General features: G+C 66.1%; 1 protein-coding gene. It reads right to left on the bottom strand.

The annotated features are described in order from the left end of the window. On the bottom strand, positions 1 to 2,303 hold a 2,303-nt coding region (locus tag ACK5L9_RS11230; RefSeq protein WP_416911552.1), incomplete at both ends, for a hypothetical protein.

Consider the following 2,303-nt stretch of genomic DNA (forward strand, 5'->3'; position numbering starts at 1 on the left):
GGCCACGAAACGCGGATCAACCATGCCGCGCAGATCGGCCCCTTCGCCCAGCACCCCGCGTTCGACACGGCCGGGGCGGCCCTCCATCTCGCGGATGAACGCCTCCTGCTGCGCCTTCTTCGCAAAGCGGCTGAACGAGACGACCCTGCCATCGGCATCGCGCAGGGTGACGAAATAGGTGCCAAAGCGCGACAGCGGAAAATAGGGGCCGGACAGGCGGTTGCTTTCAAAGGCCTGCCGCATCTGCGCCAGGCGCGCGGCCTGACCCGCCGCCGCGCGCTTGCGGGCGCTGGCCAGACCGGCATCCGCCTTGTCGATGGCCTCCATGCGTTCCATCCCGTCCAGCCCCTCGTCACGGATGCGTGCCATTTCCTTGCGATGCGCCCGCTCGGCGCGCCTGAGCGCGATCCGGTTGGCCGTCGCGATATTGGCCAGAAGCGCGGCATCCATCTTGTCGGCCATGGCCCCGTATTCGTCCCGGACCTCGCGATAGAGTTCGCGGAATTCCCCCGGCAAAGCCTCCCAGGCGGCGCGCAGATCGGCATAGGCGGCCTTATGGGCCGCTGTCTCGCGCTCGATCTGTCTGGCCCAGGCGATCCGGTCGGGGCTGGCCCGCCCGTCCTTCAGGATCCGCGCGGCGCTTTGCGCATGGGTATGTGACCAGTCATCCCTCCGGCTGGGGTCGATCCCGGCCAGCGTGGTTCTGTGCATCAGATCCATCAGCGCCTCATTGGCCTTGGGATCCTTCTTTCCGGTCCGCGTCCAGCGATCGACCATGGCAGCCGCACGGGCCTGCCAGTCGTTGCGCATGGCGTCCATGTCCTGCTTGTTCTTCAGATAGGCCTGCGCCGATGGCAGGTTCCGGCCCAGTTCCGCGAACAGCGGATGGCCCGGCACCGCGCCCAGAATGTTGAACCGCCGGTCCTTGCCCATGGCGTCGGTCAGCCAGTCCGAAAACATCTCGGGCGATTTGCGCCAGAAGTCCCGGCTGACCAGCCCCGCCGCCTTCGCCCGACCCGATTGCATCGCATCCCGAAGCAAGGGCATGTCGCGCTGATAAAGAACCTCGGCGAGGCCGCCGTGCTCTACCAGTTGACGCGACTGGCGTAGAGCTTGCTCCAGTAATCCGGATCTTTGGCCGCCCTCTGCGCGTAGAAGGGTGTTGAGGAGAATGCTTCTTTTAAGCGTTCGGTACCCTCCGCCTGCCGCTCGCACTCTTGAATGGGCAGACCAAGTTTTAAGCATTCCATCAGTAATGCGTTCGCCTTTAGACGTTCGGAAGGTTCTTGTTGCGAAGTCGTATCGGGCACGGACGATCTCTGGAACATGATGGGCGAGGCTGGCGGTGCTGACCTCAATCAGCGCGGCCATGTTAGCAAGCGTGTCGCCCCTGGTCCATCGCAAAGGCGGCACGCCCAGGGCCTTGTCGCCATCAAGCTGGCGTTGGTGGGGGGTAAGGTGATCGGTGCTGGCATGTTTGAACGCCGAGGACAGCATCGCGTCGGTGCGCCGCCTGAGGGCGATATCGGACAGGCCCGCCGGATCGCCGATGAATTGCAGCCGGGCATTGGCCGCATAATCGCCAACCGCCGCATAAATCCCGCTGCCGCCCTCACCTTCGCCCAACCGGCTCACGTCGATCCAGACGGAATCGTCGGTCTCGTAGACGTAAAAATCGGTTCCCTTGCCGGTGCGCAGCAGATAACGTCGGTCAGCACCGCTTTCCTCTGCCTCATCCACACGTCCGGTCTCGCCCAGAAAGGTCACGGTCGGGTCGATTTCGGCGAAGATCCGCGTGAGACTGCCTGCCGTGGCGCGCGGATAGGCAAACCGCTCGTCCTCGCCTGCAAGCTGGGCCATGATATCGGCGGCAAAGAGCGATGCCGCTTCGTCCTCCGGGCGCTGTTCCTTCCGCCTGCCGCCGTCACGCCCCCCGTCATGTCCACCGCCGGACCCGCCCGGCCCGCGCCCGCCGATCTCGCCCGCCGCGAGCCGCTCCATGATGCGCGCGGCGTCGTGAAAGCCCTCGCCGCGCAGGGCCGAGGCCAGGTAGCGGAAAAAGGACCGGATGCGCGCGAGGGCTTGCCGCAGCAGGCCGGGCGGATCGTCGCGCAGGTGCTGCGCCCAATCGGCATAAAGCTCGGCCACCATATCCTCGGTCTGCCCGGCAGTGGGCAGGTCGGGATAGGCCGCCTCGACACGCGCGCGGATGGCGTCGTCGCCCCGCGCGGCCCGGACCAGCGCCCGCCATTCGTCGCGGGTAAAGAGGCCGTAATCCTTGCCCCACAGCCCGCCGTCGCGCA

Origin of the sequence: Paracoccus sp. (in: a-proteobacteria) (genome assembly GCF_047973135.1) — a bacterium.
Lineage (GTDB): Bacteria > Pseudomonadota > Alphaproteobacteria > Rhodobacterales > Rhodobacteraceae > Paracoccus.